Annotated in this window: 29 protein-coding genes; 23 read left to right on the top strand and 6 right to left on the bottom strand. The window is 39.0% G+C overall.

The features are described 5' to 3' along the window. Positions 1-185 precede the first annotated feature (185 nt). The 3 genes from HMPREF2766_RS06470 to HMPREF2766_RS06460 are packed head-to-tail and all read left to right on the top strand — an operon-like array spanning position 186 to position 2,322. Entirely contained in the window at positions 186-827 is a 642-nt protein-coding gene (locus HMPREF2766_RS06470; RefSeq protein ID WP_070568689.1) for an amino acid ABC transporter permease, read from the top strand. Between the two features lie 10 nt (positions 828-837). Further along, positions 838-1,467 carry an amino acid ABC transporter ATP-binding protein gene (locus tag HMPREF2766_RS06465; RefSeq protein ID WP_000891744.1) on the top strand — a complete coding sequence of 210 codons (630 nt, stop codon included), beginning with the start codon at positions 838-840 and terminating at the stop codon, positions 1,465-1,467. A 15-nt stretch (positions 1,468-1,482) separates the two neighbouring features. Continuing rightward, positions 1,483-2,322 (top strand): amino acid ABC transporter substrate-binding protein, encoded by an 840-nt coding sequence (locus tag HMPREF2766_RS06460; protein WP_070568686.1) that lies wholly within the window; start codon positions 1,483-1,485, stop codon positions 2,320-2,322. A 229-nt stretch (positions 2,323-2,551) separates the two neighbouring features. Here the strand turns inward: HMPREF2766_RS06460 and lysS are convergent, their stop codons facing one another. The 5 genes from lysS to HMPREF2766_RS06435 form a co-directional block, all read right to left on the bottom strand. After that, positions 2,552-4,042 (bottom strand): lysine--tRNA ligase, encoded by a 1,491-nt coding sequence (gene lysS, locus HMPREF2766_RS06455; RefSeq protein WP_070568682.1) that lies wholly within the window; start codon positions 4,040-4,042, stop codon positions 2,552-2,554. 138 nt (positions 4,043-4,180) lie between these two features. Continuing rightward, positions 4,181-4,804 carry a histidine phosphatase family protein gene (locus HMPREF2766_RS06450; RefSeq protein WP_070568679.1) on the bottom strand — a complete coding sequence of 208 codons (624 nt, stop codon included), beginning with the start codon at positions 4,802-4,804 and terminating at the stop codon, positions 4,181-4,183. After that, complete coding sequence (locus tag HMPREF2766_RS06445) at positions 4,804-5,286, bottom strand: YbaK/EbsC family protein (protein WP_070568674.1); 483 nt, start codon at positions 5,284-5,286, stop codon at positions 4,804-4,806. The genes HMPREF2766_RS06450 and HMPREF2766_RS06445 overlap by 1 nt, the downstream gene beginning before the upstream one ends. Then, positions 5,286-6,128 carry a DUF368 domain-containing protein gene (locus HMPREF2766_RS06440; protein ID WP_070568671.1) on the bottom strand — a complete coding sequence of 281 codons (843 nt, stop codon included), beginning with the start codon at positions 6,126-6,128 and terminating at the stop codon, positions 5,286-5,288. The genes HMPREF2766_RS06445 and HMPREF2766_RS06440 overlap by 1 nt, the downstream gene beginning before the upstream one ends. 106 nt (positions 6,129-6,234) lie before the next feature. Further along, positions 6,235-7,035 (bottom strand): glycoside hydrolase family 25 protein, encoded by an 801-nt coding sequence (locus HMPREF2766_RS06435; RefSeq protein WP_070568667.1) that lies wholly within the window; start codon positions 7,033-7,035, stop codon positions 6,235-6,237. A gap of 155 nt (positions 7,036-7,190) precedes the next feature. Here HMPREF2766_RS06435 and glmU point away from each other — a divergent pair, with 155 nt between their 5' ends. The 7 genes from glmU to HMPREF2766_RS06400 all read left to right on the top strand — a co-directional run bounded on the left by glmU (position 7,191) and on the right by HMPREF2766_RS06400 (position 13,174). Continuing rightward, complete coding sequence (glmU, locus tag HMPREF2766_RS06430; RefSeq protein ID WP_000073755.1) at positions 7,191-8,570, top strand: bifunctional UDP-N-acetylglucosamine diphosphorylase/glucosamine-1-phosphate N-acetyltransferase GlmU; 1,380 nt, start codon at positions 7,191-7,193, stop codon at positions 8,568-8,570. A 9-nt stretch (positions 8,571-8,579) separates the two neighbouring features. Beyond that, positions 8,580-9,125, top strand: a complete 546-nt coding sequence (locus HMPREF2766_RS06425; RefSeq protein ID WP_000393790.1) for an NUDIX hydrolase — start codon at positions 8,580-8,582, stop codon at positions 9,123-9,125. A gap of 11 nt (positions 9,126-9,136) precedes the next feature. After that, positions 9,137-9,448, top strand: a complete 312-nt coding sequence (gene macP / locus HMPREF2766_RS06420) for a cell wall synthase accessory phosphoprotein MacP (protein WP_000517870.1) — start codon at positions 9,137-9,139, stop codon at positions 9,446-9,448. A gap of 15 nt (positions 9,449-9,463) precedes the next feature. Beyond that, positions 9,464-10,156: a 5'-methylthioadenosine/adenosylhomocysteine nucleosidase gene (locus HMPREF2766_RS06415; RefSeq protein ID WP_025171000.1), complete on the top strand. Its 693-nt coding sequence runs from the start codon at positions 9,464-9,466 to the stop codon at positions 10,154-10,156. 76 nt (positions 10,157-10,232) lie between these two features. Beyond that, complete coding sequence (gene rocS, locus HMPREF2766_RS06410) at positions 10,233-10,727, top strand: chromosome segregation protein RocS (protein ID WP_000021250.1); 495 nt, start codon at positions 10,233-10,235, stop codon at positions 10,725-10,727. Between the two features lie 81 nt (positions 10,728-10,808). Beyond that, positions 10,809-11,402 carry a 3'-5' exonuclease gene (locus HMPREF2766_RS06405; RefSeq protein WP_000413628.1) on the top strand — a complete coding sequence of 198 codons (594 nt, stop codon included), beginning with the start codon at positions 10,809-10,811 and terminating at the stop codon, positions 11,400-11,402. 8 nt (positions 11,403-11,410) lie between these two features. Next, a complete protein-coding gene (locus HMPREF2766_RS06400) occupies positions 11,411-13,174 on the top strand; it encodes a glycerophosphoryl diester phosphodiesterase membrane domain-containing protein (protein ID WP_070568664.1) in 1,764 nt (587 codons plus the stop codon). A gap of 38 nt (positions 13,175-13,212) precedes the next feature. Here HMPREF2766_RS06400 and HMPREF2766_RS06395 read toward each other — a convergent pair whose 3' ends face one another. Then, positions 13,213-13,512 carry a YbaB/EbfC family nucleoid-associated protein gene (locus HMPREF2766_RS06395; protein ID WP_000981515.1) on the bottom strand — a complete coding sequence of 100 codons (300 nt, stop codon included), beginning with the start codon at positions 13,510-13,512 and terminating at the stop codon, positions 13,213-13,215. 440 nt (positions 13,513-13,952) lie between these two features. Between HMPREF2766_RS06395 and HMPREF2766_RS06390 the strand changes: the two genes are divergently transcribed. From HMPREF2766_RS06390 to HMPREF2766_RS06330, 13 genes are all read left to right on the top strand, one after another. Further along, a complete protein-coding gene (locus tag HMPREF2766_RS06390; RefSeq protein WP_044020847.1) occupies positions 13,953-14,660 on the top strand; it encodes an IspD/TarI family cytidylyltransferase in 708 nt (235 codons plus the stop codon). Positions 14,661-14,664: 4 nt separating this feature from the next. Continuing rightward, on the top strand, positions 14,665-15,687 hold the full coding sequence (locus HMPREF2766_RS06385; RefSeq protein WP_070568661.1) for a ribitol-5-phosphate dehydrogenase: 1,023 nt from the start codon (positions 14,665-14,667) through the stop codon (positions 15,685-15,687). A 16-nt stretch (positions 15,688-15,703) separates the two neighbouring features. Then, the gene (locus tag HMPREF2766_RS06380; RefSeq protein ID WP_000413086.1) at positions 15,704-16,561 is read left to right on the top strand and encodes a phosphotransferase family protein; all 858 of its coding nucleotides are present in this window, start codon (positions 15,704-15,706) and stop codon (positions 16,559-16,561) included. A 1-nt stretch (position 16,562) separates the two neighbouring features. Then, positions 16,563-17,441 carry a DMT family transporter gene (locus HMPREF2766_RS06375; protein ID WP_000791841.1) on the top strand — a complete coding sequence of 293 codons (879 nt, stop codon included), beginning with the start codon at positions 16,563-16,565 and terminating at the stop codon, positions 17,439-17,441. 11 nt (positions 17,442-17,452) lie between these two features. Further along, positions 17,453-18,139: a sugar phosphate nucleotidyltransferase gene (locus HMPREF2766_RS06370; RefSeq protein ID WP_070568658.1), complete on the top strand. Its 687-nt coding sequence runs from the start codon at positions 17,453-17,455 to the stop codon at positions 18,137-18,139. A 194-nt stretch (positions 18,140-18,333) separates the two neighbouring features. Then, on the top strand, positions 18,334-18,810 hold the full coding sequence (locus tag HMPREF2766_RS06365) for a PTS sugar transporter subunit IIA (RefSeq protein WP_070568655.1): 477 nt from the start codon (positions 18,334-18,336) through the stop codon (positions 18,808-18,810). Between the two features lie 37 nt (positions 18,811-18,847). Beyond that, positions 18,848-19,153 (top strand): PTS sugar transporter subunit IIB, encoded by a 306-nt coding sequence (locus HMPREF2766_RS06360; RefSeq protein WP_000590551.1) that lies wholly within the window; start codon positions 18,848-18,850, stop codon positions 19,151-19,153. A 54-nt stretch (positions 19,154-19,207) separates the two neighbouring features. Continuing rightward, positions 19,208-20,683: a PTS galactitol transporter subunit IIC gene (locus HMPREF2766_RS06355; RefSeq protein ID WP_070568652.1), complete on the top strand. Its 1,476-nt coding sequence runs from the start codon at positions 19,208-19,210 to the stop codon at positions 20,681-20,683. Between the two features lie 107 nt (positions 20,684-20,790). Further along, positions 20,791-21,687, top strand: coding sequence for an aldose 1-epimerase family protein (locus tag HMPREF2766_RS09960; RefSeq protein ID WP_083303891.1), 897 nt, complete (start codon positions 20,791-20,793; stop codon positions 21,685-21,687). Between the two features lie 269 nt (positions 21,688-21,956). Then, entirely contained in the window at positions 21,957-22,382 is a 426-nt protein-coding gene (gene lacA, locus HMPREF2766_RS06345; RefSeq protein WP_049537609.1) for a galactose-6-phosphate isomerase subunit LacA, read from the top strand. A 148-nt stretch (positions 22,383-22,530) separates the two neighbouring features. Further along, positions 22,531-23,046: a galactose-6-phosphate isomerase subunit LacB gene (gene lacB, locus HMPREF2766_RS06340; protein ID WP_001216921.1), complete on the top strand. Its 516-nt coding sequence runs from the start codon at positions 22,531-22,533 to the stop codon at positions 23,044-23,046. A 10-nt stretch (positions 23,047-23,056) separates the two neighbouring features. Continuing rightward, a complete protein-coding gene (locus HMPREF2766_RS06335; RefSeq protein ID WP_070568649.1) occupies positions 23,057-23,986 on the top strand; it encodes a tagatose-6-phosphate kinase in 930 nt (309 codons plus the stop codon). Position 23,987: 1 nt separating this feature from the next. Then, the coding region (locus HMPREF2766_RS06330; protein ID WP_142350308.1) for a tagatose 1,6-diphosphate aldolase at positions 23,988-24,557 on the top strand (570 nt) is incomplete at its 3' end.

Genomic DNA, 24,557 nt, shown 5'->3' with positions numbered 1-24,557 from the left:
TAGAAGTTAAATCTATATTTTCGTCTAGAATCCTTGTAATTCTCCGAATTCTTTAAGATAATATTTTGCTCTTATTTCTCAGAAAAAGGTGTATAGTTCAAGGATTATAGAATTTTTTTACAAAAACCCTTGCTAAATTGTTTATTTATGCTATAATAGGAACAATAATTTTTAGGAGGTGCAGTATGTCTTATATGTTTGAGATATTACCAAGTTTATTGAACGGTGCAAGTATGACTCTTCAAGTCTTTGCTCTGGTCTTGATCTTTTCAATTCCTTTAGGTATTGTCGTTGCCTTTGCTTTACAAGTCCGCTGGAAACCCCTCCATTATCTGATTGACCTTTATATTTGGGTGATGCGAGGGACTCCCTTGCTCTTGCAATTAATCTTTATTTACTATGTTCTCCCTAGCATTGGGATACGTTTAGATCGTTTTCCTGCTGCTGTGATCGCTTTTGTATTGAACTATGCAGCCTACTTTGCTGAAATCTTTCGTGGTGGGATTGAAACCATTCCAAAAGGGCAGTATGAGGCTGCAAAAGTGTTAAAATTTAGCCCCTTTGCTACAGTTCGCTATATCATCCTTCCTCAAGTGACAAAGATTGTCTTACCGAGCGTCTTTAATGAAATCATGAGTTTGGTCAAGGATACTTCTTTGGTCTATGCTCTTGGGATTTCAGATTTGATTTTAGCAAGTCGGACAGCAGCCAATCGAGATGCTAGTCTTGTTCCTATGTTTTTAGCTGGAGCGATTTATCTAATCATGATTGGTCTTGTAACCATTGTAGCGAAAAAACTTGAGAAGAAGTACAGTTATTACAGATAGGAGGATTGCTATGTTAGAATTACGAAACATTAACAAGGCCTTTGGTGGCAAACAAATCTTAACCAATTTCAGCCTATCAATTCCTGAAAAGCAAATCCTTGCAATCGTAGGTCCATCAGGAGGCGGAAAGACAACCCTATTACGTATGCTAGCTGGATTAGAAACCATCGATTCTGGAGAAATCTACTATAACGGCGAATCGCTAGCTATAGACGAACTAGAAAAGCGCAATCTTCTGGGATTTGTTTTCCAAGATTTTCAACTCTTTCCACATTTGTCAGTTCTAGATAACTTAACTCTGTCGCCTATAAAAACAATGAGCATGGAGAAGGAAGTTGCTGAGAAGAAGGCGCGTGGTTTGTTAGAACAACTTGGGTTAGCTGGACATGCAGATGCCTTTCCATTCTCACTTTCAGGTGGGCAAAAACAACGGGTGGCCTTAGCACGTGCTATGATGATTAACCCAGAAATTATTGGATATGATGAGCCTACATCAGCCTTAGACCCAGAATTGCGATTAGAAGTAGAAAAACTTATCCTTCAAAATAAAGAGCGTGGGATGACTCAGATTGTTGTGACCCACGATCTTCAGTTTGCGGAAAACATTGCTGATCAGATCCTTAAGGTTGATCCAAAGTAGGACTAGGAGGTGCCTATGAAGAGAAAGAAAATTGCCCTTGTACTTGCTCTGTTCTTTAGCTTCTTCCTGACGGCTTGTACTCAAAAGGCAAGTGATCCAAATCAGGATAATTGGGCCAAATATCAAAAACAGGGAAGCATTACCATTGGCTTTGACAATACCTTTGTTCCCATGGGATTTGAGGAAAAGAATGGCCAGTATGCAGGCTTTGATATTGACCTGGCCCAAGCTGTTTCTGAAAAGCTAGGAATTCAGATTAAATTTCAACCCATCGACTGGGATATGAAAGAAACCGAACTACAAAACGGTACTATTGATGCCATCTGGAATGGCTATACAGCTACAGATGAACGGAAAGAGAAGGTTGCTTTTACCATTCCTTACATGGAAAATCAACAAGTTTTGGTCTCTAAAAAGTCTCAAAATATCCACTCAATTCAGGATATGACTGACAAAGTTCTAGGGGCCCAGGCAGGATCTTCTGGCTATTTGAATTTTGAACGACAACCTGAACTACTCAAGAATCGAGTGAAAGACCAGAAAGCCAATCAATACCAAAGTTTCAATGAAGCCTTGATTGATTTAAAAAATGATCGGATTGATGCCTTGTTGATTGACCGGGTATATGCCAATTATTATCTCCAGTCTGAAGGGATATTAAGCGACTACAATGTCTTTTCAGCTGGATTTGAAAGTGAAGCTTTTGCAGTGGGTGTTAGACCTGCTGATAAAACTTTGCTAGATGCTCTGAATCAAGCCTTTATCTCACTATACCAAGAAGGAAAATTCCAGGAAATCAGCCAGAGATGGTTTGGGGAAGATGTAGCCACCAGTCAAGTTAAAAATCAAGAATAAGAAAAGAGATTGAGTTTTTCCTCAGTCTCTTTTTTTTTATCAAAAAAACCTCTGGCAAGTACCAGAGGATAAGAGCTTATACTCAATGAAAATCAAAGAGCAAACTAGGAAGCTATCCGCAGGCTGCTCAAAACACTGTTTTGAGGTTGTAGATAAGACTGACAAAGTCAGGAACATATATCTACGGCAAGGAAACTCTGACGTGGTTTGAAGAGATTTTCGAAGAGTATTATTTCATTGTTGGGAAGAGCAATACATCACGGATAGTGGTTGTATCAGTGAGGAGCATGCAGAGACGGTCGATACCGATCCCCAAACCACCTGTTGGAGGCATACCGTATTCAAGGGCCTCGATGTAATCGTAGTCAATGCCAGTTGCTTCGTCGTCACCAAGTTCTTTAGCTTTCGCCTGGGCTTCAAAACGGCTAAGCTGGTCGATTGGGTCGTTCAACTCAGTAAAGGCATTACCGTACTCCTTAGTCATGATGAAGAGCTCAAAACGGTCAGTAAAGCGCTCATCTTCAGGATTTTTCTTAGCGAGTGGAGAGACAGCTACTGGATGTCCGTAGACAAAGGTTGGTTGGATCAAGGTTTCTTCAACAAATTCTTCAAAGAAAGCGTTGATGATGTGACCAACTTCAGTGTAGTGTTTTTCAACTGGAACTTTCTTCTCAGCAGCGATAGCTTTTGCTTCTTCGAAGGTCATGTCTTGCCAGAAGTCTACCCCAGTAATTTCTTTGATAGCATCCACCATATGAACACGTTTAAATGGTTCGTTGATTTTGATTTCAGTCCCTTGATAGTTTACTGGACCATCACCCTTAACTGCCTTAGCAGCGTGTTGGATAATACCTTCCGTCAAGTCCATGATATCTTGGAAATCTGCATAAGCTTGGTAAACCTCGATAGAAGTAAACTCAGGGTTATGAGTAGCATCCATTCCTTCGTTACGGAAGATACGGCCAATTTCATAGACACGTTCCATACCACCAACGATAAGACGTTTTAAGTGAAGCTCAGTCGCGATACGGAGCACCATGTCAATGTTTTGGGCATTGTGGTGAGTGATAAATGGACGAGCAGCAGCACCACCAGCTTCGTTGTGAAGAACAGGTGTTTCCACTTCAAGGAAACCTTTTTGATCAAGAAAACGACGGATTTCAGAGATGATTTTTGAACGAGTGACAAAGCGCTCAAAGCTTTCACGGTTCGAAATCAAGTCAAGGTAACGTTTACGGTAAATTGTTTCAACGTCTGTCAAACCGTGGAATTTCTCTGGAAGCGGGCGAAGTGCTTTAGACAAGTGAGTGATGTGAGTTGCCTTGATAGAAAGTTCTCCCATATCTGTACGCATCACTTCACCTTCGACACCAAGGAAGTCACCCAGGTCTGCTTTTTTGAAGATTTCGTAGTTTTCTTCACCGACTTCGTCTTTACGAACGTAGATCTGGATTTGACCTTCTCGGTCTTGAAGATGGGCAAAGCCAACTTTCCCTTTTCCACGTTTGGTTACTATGCGTCCAGCGATAGTAGCAGTTTCATTTAATTCATGTAATTGTTCTTTATCAAGTTCTGCAAATTTGTCTTTTAGCTCTTGTGAGTTAGCAGTACGTTCAAAACGTTTTCCGAAGGGATCGATTCCTTGTTCACGGAGCGCAGCCATTTTTTCACGGCGAACGATCTGCTGGTCATTTAGTTCTTCCATATGTTCTGTAGACATGGGTTCCTCCTAATTTTACTCAAAATTTGATACGATGAGTCATTTTTTGCGATACTCCCATTTTATCATAAATAGCAGAGAAATTCACGGATATTCTTTGAAAACTAAAAAGAACTTGACTATTAAGATCAAGTTCCATTATTTTCTTTGATAGGAAGTGTCATTCCATCTTTCCAGAGTGAAGGTTTCAAAATCCTCAGTGTCCAAAATTGTCAGACTAGCATTGGCCAAGCCTCCATCTTTGCGAAGGTGAGCCTCTTTATAGCCTAAGAGAGTGCGTAGGCTAGCAGTGAGATTTGCCCCATGCCCGACAATCAGAATGTTTTCAGCCGAACTTTCTTTCAGAGATTTGATAAACTGAATGGTTCGCTGAGTCGTAGAGTAGAGAGATTCGGCTTCAAACATCCTCGTATCAAACTGAGCTAGATTAGAGCGAAAGGCCTTGATTTGTTGCGGGTAGATGGCATTGAGCGTAGCGATTTTTAATCCCTCTAGTTTGCCAAGTTGCCATTCACGTAGGTCAGGAATGCTCTTTAAAGGACAAGGGGCCTGGAGTTGACTTTGGATAATTTCAGCAGATTTAACGGCTCTGGGTAAATCACTAGAATAAATCGTATCAAAAGGAATTTCCTTGAGATACTGGCCAAGTTGTTTTAGGATGTCAATGGACTCTGGAAGAAGGGGAGAGTCACCGCTAGCACCTTGAAAACGTCCTTCAAGATTCCAGACGGTACGACCATGACGAACAAAATAGAGTTCCATTACTTACTTTCCTCCAAGAGATCAGCAAAATCTGCTTTTACAAAGCTGGCTAAGTCTTGAGGTCGGATGATGATACTATGCCCAACTTCTCCAGCAGAAACAATCATTTGGTCCAAATCCAAAGCAGTCTGATCAATAAAAATGGGATAATTGTGTTTTTGGCGAATGCCGACGGGGTTATTAGCCCCATGAATATAGCCTGTCGTTTTTTCTAGGTCTTTTTGAGGAATCATGCTGACTTTTTTATTACCAGAAACCTTTGCTAGTTTTTTCTCAGCTAGGTGTTCTATTATGGGAACGATTCCGATGATTGGTCCCGTTTTGTCTCCTAATAGAGCCAAGGTTTTAAAGATATGAGTTCGATCATATTCCGAAGGAAGTTCACCCTCAAGCGCGTTGATTTGAATACCAGTATGGTCAATACCCGCCTTGGTCAAGATTTGCTCGACCAAGGTTTTTTTATTCTTAACTTTCTTTGCCATTATTTATACTTATCCTCCAATTGACTCATCCAGATACCAAGCCAAATGCCAAGTGCAAAGAAGAAGGCGATGAGAACATAGCTCACAATAGAAAGTCCAGTGTATTGGATACTTTCAGCATTTCCAGCATTTGGAATCAAAATCAAGAGAGTGCTTGACATCACAATCCCAATGATGAAGTGATACACACGCGAGTGGTAGTTGTTCAAGGCGTGGTCCATTAATTTTGAAAAAATGATGAGGGTTGCTCCTGCACCAATGCCGATAGGAAGGAAGGTTCCAAATAAATCAAAGGTTTTAAAACCAGTTAGCATAGGAGCATACAGTCCCAAAATCAAGAGTAGATTTGATGGACTTAAACCAGGCACCAAGACACCTAGAGCTAAAAGAGCACCCGCTAAGATGAAACTAGCGAAACTAGCACTGAGAGAACCAACAACAAAGTTTAGCGCGTAGAGCCCTAGGCCTGAAAGGATAAAGGTAGTCCAGAACCAGACTAGGTCAATCTTGTCACGATCAGATTCTCGAGTAGATTCTTTAAGGAGACTTGGAACTGTACCGATGATAGCTCCAGCAAAACTCCATAAAACATAGACCTGGTAATTTTCTAGCAGATACTCGATTGGATAAGAAAACAAACCAATACCTAGCAACATCCCGATTGCTACTGGGATAAAGTATAGGACATTCTCTTTAAAATCCTTAAAAGGATGAGCCAGAAAGCTAATCATTCGCTCGTAGATCCCCAAAATAGCTGCTAAAACACCACCTGAAATTCCAGGTAGGATAAATCCTAAGGCGATGACTATTCCCTTAATAACTCTTGCAATCCATGAAAACATCATAAAATCCTCAATTTCATAAAATTCTTTCTCTATTCTATCAATTATAACACAGACGAGAAGAAAATGAAAAAACAAGTGAAAAAGAGAGCAATTTTCACTTGTCTTATGGTCTTAAAAATAGTTTTCTGAAGGTTTCTTCTTTTTCCTTCAAGGTAGAAATGAGATTAATATCTAAATGATGTTCAAATCCAGCAATTCTTCCTTTTGAAGTATATTGATGGAGGTCATAGTCTAAATCAGTATTAGGCGTGGTTTCAAAGTAACCTGAATTCGTTCCATAAGATGGAATCCAGACAGCAGAGAACTTATCTGTATTGATACTATGCTCTTGCATAAAATAAACACCGATGTAAATTCCGATATTTTTGGCGCCAAGGGCTTCTAGTTTAGCCCTAAAAGCTTCAACACCTTCGTTCATATCGGACATTGTTTTTTCTTCAACATCGAGCCAATAGTAACTAGGGTTGTATGGAGAAGCAGCATTGTAGAAAACCTCAGCAGCTTTTTCCATTTTTTCCTTACTAGTACCTGCTAGATAGGCATAAACAGCAACTGGAACATTCCGCTTTTGAAATTCTGAAATATGATTTATATAGGCTTTATCGACACCATTGGCATAGGCGGCATTATTTGTTTCAGTATGCTGACCCCCATTGTGGACACGAACAATAACACCAGAAATATTTTGAGATAAGGTATCGTAGTTGATTTCCTCAGGACTTTGCCAACCAGAGACATCAATGATAGGTTTGTCAAGATTATGCAAGGCCTGATTTTCAACCTGGACTGCATTGGGTTTTGATTTGACAGGGTGGTCTTCATAAGTTGGTCTATTGAGGATCAAAATAGCTATAAATATAGTAAATAAAGTAAAAATAATAGCTGGATGAATCTTTTTTCTCATATTTAAATAGTTTAACGTAAATAGACAAAAAAATCAAAGAAAACATCGGAAAAAGTGAATAAATGGGCGTCTTTTCCCTATTTCTCTGTTTGTTTACTCCTAAGAAACTAAATTATGGTATAATATAAGGGAATTTCTAGAGAAAAGAGAAGATTATGTCAAATTATGCCATTATTTTAGCAGCGGGTAAAGGTACTCGCATGAAATCAGATCTTCCAAAGGTACTTCACAAAGTAGCAGGAATTTCGATGTTGGAACATGTTTTTCGTAGTGTTGGTGCTATTCAACCTGAAAAAACAGTTACTGTAGTTGGTCACAAGGCTGAGCTAGTTGAGCAAGTATTGGCTGGTCAGACAGACTTTGTTACCCAATCAGAACAACTAGGAACTGGGCATGCTGTCATGATGGCAGAGCCCATTCTCCAAAATCGTACTGGGCACACCTTGGTTATCGCTGGGGACACTCCTCTGATCACAGGTGAAAGTTTGAAAAACCTCCTGGACTTCCATATCAATCACAAAAATGTGGCGACTATTTTAACAGCTGAAGCAGCTGATCCTTTTGGATATGGTCGAATTGTCCGCAACGATAACGCAGAAGTTCTTCGTATTGTTGAGCAAAAAGATGCCTCTGACTTTGAAAAGCAAATCAAGGAAATCAATACAGGAACTTATGTATTTGACAATGAACGTCTTTTTGAAGCTCTTAAAAACATCAACACCAACAATGCCCAAGGTGAGTACTATATTACTGACGTGATTGGTATTTTCCGTAACGCAGGTGAGAAGGTTGGCGCCTATACTCTCAAGGATTTTGATGAAAGTCTTGGAGTAAACGACCGTGTGGCTCTTGCCACTGCGGAAGCAGTGATGCGCCGCCGTATCAACCAAAAGCACATGGTTAATGGTGTTAGCTTTGTCAATCCTGAAGCAACTTACATCGACATTGATGTTGACATTGCTCCTGAGGTCCAAATCGAAGCCAACGTTACCTTGAAAGGTCAAACGAAGATTGGTGCGGAGACTATTTTAACAAATGGAACTTATATCGTAGATAGTACCGTTGGAGCTGGAGCCGTGATTACGAATTCCATGATTGAGGAAAGTAGTGTTGCGGACAGTGTGACAGTCGGTCCTTATGCCCATATCCGTCCAGGTTCAAGTCTTGCTTCTCAAGTTCACATTGGAAACTTTGTTGAAGTAAAAGGATCTTCAATCGGTGAAAATACTAAGGCGGGTCATTTGACCTATATCGGAAACTGCGAAGTGGGTAGCAACGTTAATTTTGGTGCGGGAACTATTACAGTCAACTACGATGGCAAAAATAAATACAAAACTGTCATTGGCAATAATGTCTTTGTTGGATCAAACTCAACTATTATTGCTCCTGTAGAACTTGGGGATAATTCTCTGGTTGGAGCGGGTTCAACTATTACCAAGAATGTTCCTGCTGATGCCATTGCTATCGGCCGTGGACGACAAGTTAACAAAGATGAGTATGCAACACGCTTACCTCATCATCCGAAGAACCAGTAGGAGTTTGTCATGGAATTTGAAGAAAAAACGATTAGTCGGAAGGAAATCTATCAAGGTCCTATTTTCAAACTAGTACAAGATCAGGTGGAACTACCAGAAGGAAAGGGTACTGCCCAACGTGACTTGATTTTTCACAATGGAGCTGTTTGTGTACTAGCTGTGACAGCTGATGACAAAATCGTTCTCGTTAAGCAATACAGAAAGGCTATTGAGGCGGTTTCTTATGAGATTCCTGCTGGTAAACTAGAACTTGGTGAAAATGCTGATCCAATGGCGGCGGCCCTTCGTGAATTGGAAGAAGAAGTTGCATACACTGGTAAGTTAGAACTGTTGTACGATTTCTATTCTGCGATTGGATTTTGTAATGAAAAACTAAAACTCTACCTTGCTAGTGATTTGATCAAGGTGGAAAATCCTCGCCCACAAGATGATGATGAAACCTTGGAAGTTCTAGAAGTAAGTCTAGAGGAAGCCAAGAACCTGATCCAGTCAGGTCATATCTGTGATGCCAAGACCATTATGGCGATTCAGTACTGGGAACTACAAAAGAAATAGAGGAGAAACCCATGGGAAAACCTTTATTAACAGACGAAATGATTGAACGTGCCAATCGTGGTGAGAAAATCTCAGGACCACCTCTTCAAGATGACGAGGAAACAAAGATCCTACCAACGTCTTCACAACATTTTGATTATTCACGTTCTAGAGACCACGGTTTTAGTCAAGATACATTAACAATCGAAGTAGAACCAACGATTCATAAAAGTCGTCGCATTGAGAATACCAAGAGAAATGTTTTTAATTCAAAACTCAATCGCATCTTGTTTGCAGTCATCCTACTTTTGATTTTGTTAGTGTTGGCAATGAAACTCTTGTAATTGAAAGGACTTGAAATGAAAATTGGAATCATTGCTGCCATGCCAGAAGAACTCGTATATTTGACTCAAAATTTGGACAAAACTCAAGAAATCCAGGTCTTGGGGAACACCTACTACACTGGTTCTGTTGGCAATACAGAAGTTGTCCTAGTTCAGAGTGGGATTGGAAAGGTCATGTCGGCTATGAGTGTAGCGGTGTTAGCTGACCATTTTCAGGTAGAAGCCATTATCAATACAGGATCAGCAGGTGCTCTTGCCGAAGGGATTGCTGTGGGAGATGTAGTGATTGCGGATAAGTTGGCTTACCATGATGTGGATGTGACTGCTTTTGGTTATGCTTATGGCCAAATGGCTGGTCAACCTCTTTACTTTGAATCAGATAAGAAGTTCATCGCTAGGATTATAGAAAACTTATCTCAATTAGAGCAGACATGGCACCTAGGCTTGATTGCTACAGGGGACAGTTTTATAGCTGGTGATGATAAGATTGCTAGTATCAAATCCCACTTTCCAGATGTTTTAGCTGTTGAAATGGAAGGGGCTGCTATTGCACAAGCGGCTCAGGCTCTTGGCCTATCTTTCCTAGTCATTCGTGCCATGAGTGACAATGCCAATCACGAGGCCTCTATCTCTTTTGATGAGTTTATTATCGAAGCTGGACGTCGTTCTGCCCAAGTATTACTAGCCTTTTTAAAGGCCTTGGATTAAGCGGAAATTTGACAGTTTATCTAGCTTATGATAAGATTTAAATAAAGAAAAGCTAGAAAACGTTTCAGAGGATATTATGAGTATTGAAATGACCGTCAGTGAGATTGCAGAGGTCTTAGGACTATCTCGTCAAGCAATCAACAATCGTGTCAAAGAACTTCCAGAAGAGGACACGAAAAAAAATGACAAAGGTGTAACTGTAGTTACTCGAAGTGGCTTGATCAAGCTAGAGGAAATCTACAAAAAAACGATTTTTGAAGATGAACCAGTCAGTGATGATGTCAAACAACGCGAACTGATGGAAATCTTGGTCGATGAGAAGAATGCTGAAATTCTTCGATTGTACGAGCAACTCAAGGCCAAGGACCAGCAGTTGACAGAAAAAGATGAGCAGATGCGCATCAAAGACCGTCAGATTGCAGAAAAGGACAAACAGTTGGACCAACAACAACAGTTAACTCTTCAAGCCATGAAGGATCAAGAAACCTTGAAACTCGAGTTGGACCAAGCAAAAGAAGAAGTCCAAGCAACCAAAAAAGGCTTTTTTGCTCGCCTTTTTGGAGGAAAATAAAGAAGCTGTTTGGGTTACTCACTAACCTAATGGCTTCTTTTATTATTTATAGTTTAGTTTGGGTAGTAATTGAGGTAAATAATGGAAAAATTAAGAGATTATATCGCCTTTGATTTGGAATTCAATCAACACGAGGGGGTTACCCATTTAATTCAAGTATCGGCAGTCCGTTTTCAAGATGGACAAGAAAGTGCTACTTTTGATTCTTATGTTCATACTACAGCACCTTTAAAGAGTTTTATCAATGGTTTGACTGGGATCACAGCTGAAACCTTGAAAGATGCGCCAAAGGTAGAACAAGTTCTAAAAGATTTTCAGGCATTTGTCGGCAACTTACCTATCATTGGTTACAATGCAGCTAAGAGTGATTTGCCTATTCTATTGGAGCATGGTATTGATTATCGTGACCAGTATAAGGTTGATCTATATGAGGAGGCTTTTGAACGCCGTAGTTCTGATCTACACGGCATAGCCAATCTTAAATTGCAAACTGTTGCAAATTTTTTAGGCTTTCACGGGAAGTCTCATAACAGTTTAGAGGACGCCCGCATGACGGCGCGTGTTTACGAAGCCTTTTTGGAATCGAATGACGGAAAGCTATTAATAGAAGACCAGAGTAGTTTTTCTATGAATAATCCTTTCGGTGGCTTAGATTTATCCCAATTTTTAGATTAGGAGTGCCTATGAAACCTGAAAAACCTAAAAAGCTAGGTTTTAGGAAGATATACTATAACCTAGATAAGATTTTATTTCTATTTTTCTTGATATTTATGATGGTTGAGTTTGTCTGGCTACCATTGAATTCATGGATTGCTGGCATGCTTCTGAGACAAACTGGTTACTTGTTTATCTCCTACAATAACTTTTGGGCGATTATACAAGGCTCGCCTTTTATCAGTTTAGCCTTTCTCATCTTAATTGCAATCAATCTCCTGGTTGCTTATTTCCAGATTTGTCTTTTGTTTATCGGGGCCCGCCATCTTCTCTATCATGAAAAGAGAACTTTAATAGAGTACAGTAGAAAAGTATTTCACCAGAGCTTTTTATTCGTTAAGCGATTGAGCTTTTGTAAGATGGCCTTTGTCTTTTTTTACATTGCTTTGCTTTTCCCTTTTATTAGGAAAATTTTAAAAATCTACTATCTCAACAAGATTATTATCCCCGATTTTATCGTTACATATCTAGAAGATAAGAACTGGCTAGTAGGGCTGGTGATCATAGCATCCGCTTGGATCTTTCTCTACATCTCTGTCCGATTTATGTTTGCCCTTCCTAAGATTCTCTTTGAAAGAAAGACCGTAAGAGAAAGTGTGAAATATAGTCTCCAAAAGACAAAGAAAAATGTCCTTTTCTTCTCTTGGCATCTTTTACTCATTATTATTAAAACCTATCTCTTCTTCTTTGCTTTGTTAATTCCCTTGCTTTTTGCGCAAGCAGTGATGGATAATTTAACTCAAAAAGAATCCTTGATTCTCGGTGTGATTAATTTTGTCTTGATTAAAAATTTCCATTATATGACTCTGACTTACTTCTTAGTGAAGTTCGTTTCCTTCCTGACAGGAGAAGAGCTAGAGATTATGCCAAGGCGAAAGAAAGATCATCTGATGAGATGGGGTGTTATGGGGTGTGCAAGCATCTTCTTTGCGATAGAAGGCTACGTTTATCTGGAATCTCCGGATACCAATACACCTTTAGTGATTTCGCACAGAGGAGTAAGTAATAAAAACGGTGTTCAAAATACTGTTCAGTCTTTAGAAAAAACAGCTCAACTAAAACCAGATCTCATCGAAATGGATGTGCAGGAAACGAAAGACGGTCATTTCGTGATGATGCACGATGCCAACCTCAAAAATTTAACAGGTATTAATGCTACACCGCAAGATTTGACTCTGGATGAATTAACAAATACAGATATTCACGAGAATGGTTATCAAACAAAGATTTCAAGCTTTGATGCTTATTTAGAGCGTGCAAATGCTTTAAACCAAAAATTGCTGATTGAGATTAAAACCAGTAAAAAAGATAGTCCGCAAATGATGGACCATTTCCTCGAAAAGTATGGGGCGACTATCAAGAAATATGGACATCAGATGCAATCACTAGACTACCATGTGATTGATAAAGTGTTGAATTATGATTATGAAATTCCAGTTTACTTTATTCTTCCCTATAACAGTATCTTCCCAAGAACCAAGGCAACGGGTTACACTATGGAGTACTCGACTTTGGATGAATACTTTGTCAATAAACTCTGGACAACTGATCAGAGACTCTATGTTTGGACCGTAAATGGTTCGGAGGCATTTGATAAAGCAGTTCGTCTCGGCGCAGATGGCATGATTACTGATGATCTTGAAATGGTCCAGTCACAAGTCACAATGGCTCAAGACGATCCGGAATATACGGAATTACTCTTAAAGAAAGCAATGGAATTCTTTGATTTCTAAGAAAAAAAGAGAAACAGATGTTTCTCTTTTTTTGTGGATTAGAAAGGCAATTTTCCAGCAAAAGCTCCTAGTTTCTTCTTAGTCGTTTCATCAATTTGTTCAAGTGCTGCGTTAATTGCTTGCGCAGTCATGTCAGAAAGGGTTTCGAGATCTTCTGGATCTACAACTGCTGGGTTGAAGTCAATGCTGACAACTTTTTTGTCTCCAGTTAGGGTTGCTTGGACAAGGTCCTGAGCTGATTTTCCAACAAATTCCATGGCAGCGAGTTCTGCTTGGCTCTGTTCCATTTGTTTTTGAAGTTTTTGTGCTTGGCGCATCATGTTTTGCATGTTCATCATGGCGGTTTACAGTTTCCTTTTTCTATTATTTTCCTTTTTATTTTATCAATTTTAGGTGCAAAAGTCTATTATTTGTTTAATTCATTAGATATATGAACTTTTATAATGAGTCCCTTAAACAACTTTTAAGAAATTTACTATGCACACCTGGTATTCTTTGCGAAACAAATAAATTTCATTTAAGTTTTCTTTAAGGATTCTATTATATTCTAGAGAACTCTATGTTAACCGAACGTTAAGCAGAAAATATAGAGGATAACCTAATTTTATTTCTTAATTTGTTATAGTCTTTCCAGATTTAGTAACACATTGTTCACTTTTTACCTTTAATGGTGTGTTGATTAGACTAAATGACGCTCTGTCTTTTTTTCATGATGGAGACAGATTGTGATATAATAGATGGTAATGAGTTTTTTAGAATAAACTAAAGGAGAATATAAATGATCTATGCAGGAATCCTAGCCGGGGGAACTGGCACACGCATGGGAATCAGTAATTTACCAAAACAATTCTTGGAGTTGGGTGATCGACCTATTTTGATCCACACAATTGAAAAATTCGTCTTAGAACCAAGTATTGAAAAAATTGTAGTTGGAGTTCATGGAGACTGGGTGTCACACGCTGAGGACCTAGTTGACAAGTATCTTTCTCTCCACAAGGATCGCATCATCATTACCAAAGGTGGGGCTGATCGCAATACCAGTATCGAGAAGATTATAGAAGCCATTAATGCCTATCGTCCAATCACTCCAGAAGATATCGTGGTTACCCACGACTCTGTTCGTCCTTTTATCACACTTCGCATGATTCAGGACAATATCAAATTTGCTCAAGATCATGATGCGGTTGACACAGTAGTAGAAGCGGTTGATACCATTGTTGAAAGTACAAATGGTCAGTTTATCACGGATATTCCAAATCGTGCTCACCTCTATCAAGGTCAAACACCTCAGACATTCCGTTGCAAGGATTTCATGGATTTGTATGGTTCCCTATCTGATCAAGAAAAGGAAATCCTGACGGATGCATGTAAAATTTTTGTTATCAAAGGAAAGGATGTTGCTCTAGCTAAAGGGGAATATTCAAACCTTAAAATCACAACGGTGACAGACTTGAAAATCGCGAAAAGCATGATTGAGAAAGACTAAGGCTATGATTAATCAAATTTATCAACTGACCAAACCAAAGTTTATCAATGTAAAATATCAAGAAGAGGATATTGATCAGGAGAATCATATCCTGATTCGTCCAAATTATATGGCGGTTTGTCATGCGGATCAACGTTACTATCAAGGGAAGCGTGATCCAAAGATATTGGCTAATAAACTTCCTATGGCCATGATTCATGAGTCTTGTGGAACTGTTATTTCAGATCCGACTGGGACTTATGAAGTCGGTCAAAAGGTAGTTATGATTCCCAATCAACCGCCTATGCAGAGTGACAAGGAGTTCTACGAGAACTACATGACAGGAACCTACTTCCTATCTAGTGGCTATGATGGCTTTATGAGAGAATTTGTCTCTCTACCAAAAGATCGTGTTGTGTCTTATAATGACATTGAGGACACAGTTGCAGCCATTACTGAGTTTGTGAGTGTTGGTATGCATGCCATGGATCGTTTCTTGCATCTCGCTCATAGTAAGCGAGAGCGTATCGCTGTTATCGGAGATGGTAGTTTGGCCTTTGTTGTTGCAAATATTATCAATTATACCTTGCCAGAAGCAGAGATTATCGTCTTTGGTCGCCATTGGGAAAAACTAGAGCTCTTCTCTTTTGCAAAAGAGTGCTACATTACGGATAATATCCCAGAGGATTTGACCTTTGATCATGGATTTGAGTGTTGCGGTGGCGATGGTACAGGTCCGGCTATCAATGACTTGATTCGCTATATTCGTCCACAGGGAACGATTCTCATGATGGGAGTGAGCGAATACAAGGTTAATATCAATACACGAGATGCTTTGGAAAAAGGATTGTTATTAGTGGGATCGTCTCGTTCAGGACGCGTCGATTTTGAGAAGGCCATTCAAATGATGGAAGTTAAAAAGTTTGCGAATCGTCTGAAGAATATCCTTTATGTTGAAGAGCCTGTGAGAGAAATCAAGGACATTCATCGTGTCTTTGCTACAGACCTTAATACTGCTTTCAAAACAGTATTTAAGTGGGAAGTGTAGAAGATGGAGGTTAATTGTGGAGAAACTCATCAAAGAAAAAATTTCTTCTTTACTATCTGATGAAGAGGAAGTACTCAGTGTTGAACAGTTGGGAGGCATGACCAACCAAAACTATTTGGTTAAAACAACCAACAAACAGTATATTGTGAAATTTTTTGGTAAAGGGACTGAAAAACTCATCAATCGTCAAAATGAAAAGTACAATCTTGAACTTTTAGAGGATTTAGATTTAGATGTTAAAAATTACCTCTTTGATATAGAGTCAGGGATTAAAGTAAATGAATACATCGAATCGGCAGTAACTCTTGATTCAACATCTATCAAGTCCAAGTTTGAAAAGATTGCACCAATTTTACAAACCATCCATGCTTCAGGGAAAGAATTAAGAGGAGAATTTGCTCCCTTTGAGGAAATCAGCAAATATGAATCCTTGATTGAGGGACCTATCCCTTATGAAAACTATGAAGCTGTAAGAAAAGATGTATTTTCACTAGAAAAGAGATTGGCTGATTTGGGTGTTGATAGAAAGTCCTGTCATATCGATCTGGTACCAGAAAACTTTATCGAGTCACCTCAAGGTCGCTTGTATTTGATTGACTGGGAATACTCTTCTATGAATGATCCAATGTGGGACTTGGCAGCACTTTTCTTAGAGTCTGAATTTACAAAGCAAGAGGAGGATGATTTCCTTTCCTACTATGAAAGTGAAAAAACGCATGTATCACGTGAGAAGATTCGTATCTATAAAATCTTGCAAGATACTATCTGGAGTTTGTGGACAGTGTACAAAGAAGCTCAAGGAGCTGACTTTGGAGATTACGGTGTCAACCGTTACCAAAGAGCTGTCGAAGGTTTGACTTATTATGGAGGTTAGGATGAAGAATAAAAATGGTGTTTCTTTTGGTCTGCTCTCTGGTATCTTCTGGGGATTAGGTCTAACGATTAGTGCTTACATCTTTTCAATTTTTACAAATCTTTCACCTTTTGTGGTGGCTGCTGCTCATGATTTCTTGAGTATCTTTATCTTGTTAGCTTTTCTTTTGGTAAAAGAAGGAAAAGTTCGCCTCTCGATTTTCTTAAATATTCGAAATGTGAGTGTTATAATCGGAGCTTTACTAGCAGGACCAATAGGTATGCAAGCCAATCTTTATGCGGTTAAATATATTGGTAGTTCTCTAGCTTCATCCGTATCAGCTATTTACCCAGCAGTTTCAGTTTTACTGGCCTTCTTCATTTTGAAACACAAGGTTTCAAAGAATACAGTATTTGGTGTTTTCTTGATTATTGCAGCGATCATTGCTCAAACCTACAAGGTTGAACAAGTTAACTCGTTTTACATTGGAATTCTTTGTGCCCTTGTCTGTGCAATTGCCTGGGGGAGTGAAAGTGTTCTCAGCTCCTATGCTATGGAAAGTGATTTAAGTGAAATTGAAGCCTTGTTAATCCGACAAGTAACCTCATTCTTGTCCTATCTTGTGATTGTGCTCTTTTCACACCATTCATTTGCAGAAGTGGCAGATGGGCAGTTACTAGGCCTCTTGCTTGTCTTTGCGGCCTTTAACATGATTTCCTACTTAGCTTATTATATCGCCATTAATCGCTTACAACCTGCGAAAGCGACAGGTTTGAATGTGAGCTATGTAGTTTGGACTGTCTTATTTGCAGTTGTTTTCTTGGGTGCACCGCTAGATATGCTGACAATCATCACTTCACTTATTGTTATGGCTGGTGTTTATATTATTATTAAAGAATAAAGGAGATTCGTGTGAAAGCGATTATTTTGGCAGCGGGCTTAGGAACTCGTCTACGCCCTATGACTGAAAATACCCCAAAAGCTTTGGTTAAGGTTAATCAAAAACCTTTGGTAGAATACCAAATCGAGTTTTTGAAAGAGAGAGGAATTGATGAGATTATCATCGTTGTCGGTTACCTCAAAGAACAATTTGACTACCTAAAAGAAAAATATGGTGTCCGTTTAGTCTTTAACGACAAGTATGCTGATTACAATAACTTCTACTCACTTTATCTAGTAAAAGAAGATTTGGCTAACAGCTACGTCATCGATGCAGATAACTATCTTTTCAAAAATATGTTTCGAAACGATCTTAAACGTTCTACCTATTTTAGCGTTTATCGTGAAGACTGTACCAACGAGTGGTTCTTGGTTTACGGTGATGACTACAAAGTTCAAGACATTATTGTTGACAGCAAAGCTGGTCGCATTCTGAGCGGAGTATCATTCTGGGATGCACCAACAGCTGAGAAGATTGTTGGCTTTATTGATAAAGCTTACGAAAGTGGTGAATTTGTTGATCTCTACTGGGACAACATGGTTAAGGATAATATCAAGGAATTGGATGTCTATGTCGAAGAATTAGAAGGAAATAGCATCTATGAAATTGATAGTGTAAAAGATTACCATAAGTTAGAAGAGATTTTATCTACTATTTAAGTAAGGAAAGAGAAGAAGGCTTGTGCCTTCTTTTTTTGTGGATTTTATAACAAGAATGTTTGATATTGATTGTATTCTTTAAATGAAACAAAAATTACAAAAAAATGAACAAAATAAAACAAAAATTATTGACAACGATTTCATATAGTGTTATACTTATTACATAAAAGATAATTGAAAGAAGGGAAAATGTTATGGGATTAGATCATTTCTTTGACAAAAACCTGGTGTTTTGCTTAGAAGCGGATAATCAAGAACAACTCTTTGATCAGGTAGCAACCCTGTTGGAAGAACGAGAAATTGTAACTCCAACTTATCGTGAAGCCTTGATCACGCGTGAAAAGTCATTTCCAACTGGTTTAGATATGGAATTTCTAGGAAAGGACTTGCCAAATGTAGCTATTCCTCATACAGATATTGTTCATAATCTAGCTGAGAAAGTAGTGGTTGTTCGATTAGAAAAACCAGTAACTTTTCACAATATGATAGCTCCTGATAAGGAAGTAGAAGTATCCCTACTCTTCTTTATCATTAACAACTCAAGTTCAAGTCAAACAAATATTCTGGCTCAGTTGATGGACTTTTTCACAGGAAATGGACATCTAGAAGATTTATCAAAAATTTCCGAACCAGAAAAACTTTATGCTTACATTGCTGAAGCAACCGCTTAATCTTGTCTATTAAAAAATAAAATCGGAGGAATTCCAAATGATTAAAATTCTTGCTGCCTGCGGCGCAGGTGTTAACTCAAGTCACCAAATTAAAAGTGCTCTAGAAGAAGAACTTTCAAACCGTGGTTATGACGTTCACTGTGATGCAGTCATGGTGAAAGATGTAAACGAAGACCTTATCAAGGGCTACGATATCTTTACACCAATCGCTGCAACTGACCTTGGTTTTGAACCAGGCATTCCAGTAATTGAAGCTGGGCCAATCTTGTTCCGTATTCCAGCGATGAGCGCTCCAGTATTTGACAATATTGAAGCAGCTATCAAAGAACATGGACTAAGCTAATTTATTCTTTATCTTGTTAACATTCATATAACTAAAAAAACGGGAGGAACTATTATGGATGTCATTATCGAACTAGCCAATAAGCTGTTCAAACCTATCTTGGATATGGGTGGACCAATCATCATGCTGATCATTTTGACAGTATTGGCTCTACTTTTTGGAGTGAAATTCTCCAAAGCGCTTGAAGGTGGTATTAAACTTGCCATCGCTCTTACTGGTATCGGTGCCATCATCGGTATGCTCAACGGAGCTTTCTCAGCATCACTTGCGAAATTCGTTGAAAACACTGGTATCCAATTGAACATCACTGACGTTGGTTGGGCACCGCTTGCAACGATTACTTGGGGTTCTGCATGGACACTTTACTTCTTGCTTGTGATGTTGATTGTCAACGTTGTGATGCTTGCAATGAAGAAAACAGACACACTTGACGTTGATATCTTCGATATCTGGCACTTGTCAATCACTGGTCTTTTGATTAAATGGTACGCAGACAACAATGGAGTTAGCCAAGGGGTTTCACTCTTCATCGCAACTGCAGCAGTTGTCCTTGTAGGTGTTTTGAAAATCATCAACTCTGACCTGATGAAACCAACATTCGACGACCTTCTTAATGCACCAAGTTCATCACCAATGACTTCAACACACATGAACTACATGATGAACCCAGTTATCATGGTTTTGGATAAGATTTTTGAAAAATTCTTCCCAGGTCTTGATAAATATGACTTTGATGCTGCTAAATTGAACAAAAAAATCGGTTTCTGGGGATCTAAATTCTTCATCGGTTTCATCCTTGGTATTGTTATCGGTTTTATGGGTACTCCACAACCTGTTGAAGGACTTAAAGATGCTGCAAACTGGCAAGAAGTTATTAAAGGTTGGTTGTCTCTTGGTTTGACAGCCGGTGTAGCTTTGGAACTCTTCTCACTTATCGGATCTTGGTTCATCGCAGCCGTAGAACCACTTTCACAAGGTATTACAAACGTTGCTACTAAACGTCTTCAAGGGCGTAAATTCAACATCGGTCTTGACTGGCCTTTCATCGCTGGTCGTGCTGAAATCTGGGCTTGTGCTAACGTACTCGCTCCAATCATGCTAGTAGAAGCTGTGCTTCTTTCAAACGTCGGTAATGGTATCTTGCCTCTTGCAGGTATCATCGCTATGGGTGTGACTCCAGCTCTCTTGGTTGTTACACGTGGTAAATTGCTCCGTATGATTATCTTCGGAACACTCTTGTTGCCTCTCTTCCTTCTTTCTGGTACTCTTATCGCACCATTTGCAACAGAACTTGCTAAAGGTGTAGGTGCCTTTCCTAAAGGTGTAGATAGTGCTCAATTGATCACTCACTCAACTCTTGAAGGACCAATTGAAAAACTATTTGGTTGGGCAATCGGTAATGCTACAACAGGTGATATCAAAGCAATCCTTGGTGCAGCAGCCTTCCTTGTATTCTATGTAGGTATCTTTGCTTGGTATAGAAAACAAATGATCAAACGTAACGAAGAATACGCAGCAAATGCTAAATAATTCGCTCCTATAAAATGTAAATTGTGAAAACTAGGTTGTTAATTTCCTACATTGGGAGCGACAACCTAGTTTTTCGTATAAAAATCTAAAAATAGTTGGAGAACATTATGGTAATTGAAATCAAATCAGACCAGTTAACGGTCCAGTTTAAAACCTTAGGTGGCGCCTTGTCGTCAATCAAGGACCGAGAAGGCATTGAGTATTTGTGGCAAGGTGATGCCACTTACTGGAGTGGACAAGCGCCAGTACTTTTTCCAATCTGCGGCTCTTTAAGGGAAGATTCAGCCTTCTACAGTCATGCAGATGGAACGGAAACGAAAGGAAATATTCCTCGCCATGGTTTGGTCCGTAAAAAAGAATTTGACTTAGTTGAACAAACAGAAAACAGCGTAACCTTTTCTATTGAAGATGATGAGAATACTTATCAGAACTATCCTTATCATTTCCGTCTTGAAATCACTTATCTAGTGACCGGCAAGACTGTTCGTACTCAATACAAAGTCTTCAATAAAGAAACTAGCAAGGTCATGCCTTACTTTATTGGTGGACATCCAGGATTTAATTGTCCTCTACTTGATGATGAAGTCTATGAAGATTATTATTTAGAGTTTGAAAAAGAAGAGACTTGCTCTGTTCCACGTCCTTTCCCAGAAACTGGCATGTTAGACTTCCAAGATAGAAGTCCATGGTTGGATTCGCAAAAGCAAGTGGATCTCAGTTACGATCTGTTTAGTGTTGATGCAGTGACTTTGGATGAGTTGCAATCCGGAACAATTGCCCTTCGTTCTCGTAAACATGAGAAGGGATTAAAAGTACACTTCCAAGAGTTTTCAAATCTCATTATCTGGTCAACTTTGAATAAGGGACCTTTCATTGCCTTTGAACCATGGTCTGGATTATCAACTTCACTTGAAGAAGGAGATCATCTAGAAGATAAGAAGAATGTTCGTCTCCTAGAACCTGGTCAAGTAGATCAGATTGGTTTTGAGATCGAAATCTTATAATTTTAAAAAATATAACACAAAAACAAACATTTTCTGTTGACTTTTACGTAGAATAGGAGTATATTATGTTTGTAAGCAACAAATGATGTTTGTACAAACAAACAATCACTTGTTATATTCTTTCTAGGAACTTGATATCCTAGACTTGGATAAGCTATCGAACAGCTTATTCAATTAAGTTGTCAATAAACTGCTAGAAAGTCTTTTGTACTTATAATACTAGTTATAAAGTCTTTACTGGCCTAGAAAAATAAAAAGGAGTATACAATATGTCTATTGTTATCGGTGCAGATGCTGCAGGTTTAAGATTGAAAGAAGTTGTGAAAGACTTCCTAGAAAAAGAAAACTTCCACGTAGTGGATGTTACAGCAGAAGGCCAAGACTTTGTCGATGTGACTCTTGCAGTTGCTGCAGAAGTGAACAAAGAAGAACAAAATCTTGGTATCGTGATTGACGCTTATGGTGCTGGTCCTTTCATGGTTGCAACAAAAATCAAAGGAATGGTTGCTGCAGAAGTATCTGACGAACGTTCAGCTTATATGACTCGTGGTCACAACAACTCACGTATGATCACTATGGGTGCACAACTTGTTGGTGATGAATTGGCTAAAAACATTGCTAAAGGTTTTGTTCATGGTAAATACGACGGTGGTCGTCACCAAATTCGTGTCGATATGTTGAACAAAATGTGCTAATACTCTTCAAAAATCAAGATAATCTGTTGTCAGCTCACTTTAGCTAACCTCAGTTATGCTTGCAGCTCGCTTCCTAAGCTAATCTTGATTTTTATTGAGTAAGGATAAATGATATTAGATTTATATAATTAATCGGAGGGAATAACTAATGAGAATTGCAATTGGATGTGACCACATCGTAACAGATGAAAAAATGGCGGTTTCAGAATTTTTGAAATCAAAAGGATATGAAGTCATTGACTTTGGTACCTATGACCACACACGTACTCACTACCCAATCTTTGGTAAAAAAGTTGGTGAAGCCGTTACAAGTGGTCAAGCTGATCTTGGGGTATGTATCTGTGGTACTGGTGTTGGTATCAACAACGCTGTAAATAAAGTTCCAGGAGTTCGTTCTGCCTTGGTTCGTGATATGACAACAGCACTTTATGCAAAAGAACAATTGAATGCCAACGTTATTGGTTTTGGTGGTAAAATTACTGGTGAATTGCTCATGTGTGATATCATTGAAGCTTTCATCAATGCTGAATACAAACCATCAGAAGAAAACAAAAAATTGATTGCTAAAATTGAGCACGTTGAAACTCACAATGCTCATCAAGCAGATGCAAACTTCTTTACAGAATTCCTTGAAAAATGGGATCGCGGTGAATACCACGACTAAGAGGTGACGCATGATTTTAACAGTCACAATGAATCCATCCATTGATATTTCTTATCCTTTGGATGAATTAAAAATTGACACTGTCAACCGTGTGGTGGACGTGACCAAGACAGCTGGTGGTAAAGGTCTCAATGTTACACGAGTTCTTTCAGAATTTGGTGATTCTGTTGCTGCTACTGGTTTGGTTGGTGGTAAACTTGGTGAGTTTTTAGTAGAGCATATCGACGATAAAGTAAAGAAAGATTTCTTCTCAATTCAGGGAGAAACTCGTAACTGTATCGCTATTCTCCACGGAGACAACCAAACAGAAATCCTTGAAAAAGGACCTGAAGTTTTGGAACAAGAAGGGCAAGATTTCTTGACTCATTTCGAGAATCTTCTTGACACTGTAGAAGTAGTGGCCATTTCAGGTAGTCTTCCAGCTGGCCTTCCTGTTGACTATTATGCAAACTTGGTAGAGCTTGCTAATAAAGCAGAGAAACCAGTTGTTCTAGACTGCTCAGGTGCGGCTCTTCAGGCTGTCCTTGAATCACCACACAAACCAACAGTTATCAAACCAAATAACGAAGAATTGTCTCAGCTTCTTGGGAAAGAAGTTTCTGAGGATTTGGATGAATTAAAAGAAGTTCTTCAAGAGCCTTTATTTGCAGGGATTGAGTGGATTATCGTGTCACTTGGTGCAAATGGTGCTTTTGCAAAACATGGTGACACTTTCTACAAAGTAGATATTCCTAGAATTCAAGTTGTCAATCCTGTCGGATCTGGAGATTCTACTGTTGCAGGTATTTCATCAGGACTTCTTCATAAGGAATCAGATGCAGAACTCCTCATTAAGGCAAATGTCCTTGGAATGCTTAATGCTCAAGAAAAGATGACAGGTCATGTCAATATGGCCAACTATCAAGCTTTATATGATCAATTAATAGTAAAAGAGGTATAAAATGGTTTTAACAGAACAAAAACGTGCATGTTTAGAAAAACTTTCAGATGAAAATGGCATCATCTCAGCTCTTGCCTTTGACCAACGTGGTGCTTTGAAACGCCTCATGGCTCAATACCAAACAGAAGAGCCAACAGTCGCTCAAATGGAAGAACTCAAAGTCTTGGTTGCAGATGAATTGACAAAATACGCATCCTCTATGCTTCTCGACCCTGAGTATGGACTTCCAGCTACAAAAGCGCTTGCTCCAAATGCTGGTCTTCTCCTTGCTTATGAGAAAACTGGCTACGACACAACAAGCACCAAACGCTTGCCTGACTGTTTGGATGTTTGGTCTGCCAAACGCATCAAAGAACAAGGTGCAGATGCAGTCAAATTCTTGCTTTACTATGACGTAGATAGCTCTGACGAACTCAACCAAGAAAAACAAGCCTACATCGAACGCATCGGTTCAGAGTGTGTGGCAGAAGACATTCCATTCTTCCTTGAAATCCTCGCTTACGATGAAAAAATAGCTGATGCAGGTTCAGCAGAATACGCAAAAGTAAAACCACACAAGGTTATCGGTGCT

Origin of the sequence: Streptococcus sp. HMSC076C08 (assembly GCF_001810825.1) — a bacterium.
Classification (GTDB): domain Bacteria; phylum Bacillota; class Bacilli; order Lactobacillales; family Streptococcaceae; genus Streptococcus.
Note: the sequence above shows the minus strand (reverse complement) of the source record. Positions and strands in the feature narration are given on the sequence as shown.